This is a genomic window from Nonomuraea sp. NPDC001699, assembly GCF_053596455.1.
Map to the genome: position 1 here is coordinate 1 of NZ_JBSFGF010000094.1, position 1,083 is coordinate 1,083.

The 1,083-nt window shown below is 70.5% G+C and carries 1 protein-coding gene; it reads left to right on the forward strand.

Annotated elements, in window-relative coordinates; all coding sequences use genetic code 11:
- On the forward strand, nt 1–1,083 hold a 1,083-nt coding region (locus ACWCSU_RS52855; RefSeq protein ID WP_449945282.1), incomplete at both ends, for a M4 family metallopeptidase.

Sequence of the window (1,083 nt, forward strand, 5' to 3'; positions counted from 1 at the left end):
CGTGAGGTCGCGACCAAGGCCACCGTCAGCGCCGCCAAGGCCACCGCCACCGCCAAGGCCCGCCTGTCCCGCGTGGACGACAGCACCGCCCCCCGCCTGGTCGTGCTCGCCCGCGCCGACGCCACGAGGCTGGCCTGGGAGGTCAAGGTCTCCGGCCTGGCCGCCGGCAAGCCCAGCGTGCAGGACGTCTACGTCGACGCCCGCACCGGCGCCGTCGCCGACGCGGTGGACCTGGTCCGCGAGGGCAGCGGCAACGGCTTCTACTACGGCCAGGTCACCATCAACACCAGCGGTTCCGGCAGCTCCTACTCCATGACCGACACCACCCGTCCGGGCATCGCGTGCGGCGGGCAGGGCGGCAGCGCCTACACCGGCACCGACGACGCCTGGGGCAACGGTTCGGGCACCAACCTGGAGACCGCCTGCGTGGACGCCCTGTTCAGCGTCCAGCGCGAGTGGGACATGCTGCGTGACTGGCTGGGCCGCAGCGGCATCGACGGCAGCGGCAGGGGCTTCCCGGCGCGGGTCGGCCTGGCCGACGTCAACGCCTACTGGAACGGCAGCTACACCAACTTCGGCCACAACCAGGCCAACACCCAGCAGGCCACCCCGATCGACGTGGTGGCCCACGAGTTCGGCCACGCCGTCTTCCAGACGACCCCCGGTGGCGCCGGTTCGGGCAACGAGAACGGCGGCATCAACGAGGGCACCGGCGACATCTTCGGCGCGCTGACCGAGGCCTACGCCAACAACCCCAACGACCCGCCGGACTACCTGGTGGGCGAGGAGGTCGACCTGGTCGGCCAGGGCCCGATCCGCAACATGTACAACCCCAGCGCCCTGGGTGACCCCAACTGCTACTCCTCCTCCATCCCCAACACCGAGGTGCACTCGGCGGCCGGGCCGCTCAACCACTGGTTCTACCTGCTGGCCGAGGGCAACAACCCTGGTGGCGGCAAGCCGTCCAGCCCGATCTGCTCCGGCGGTCCCTCCTCGGTGACCGGCGTCAGCATCCAGAAGGCCGGCAAGATCTACATGGGCGCCCTCAACCGCAAGACGTCCTCCTGGCGTTACACCAACATC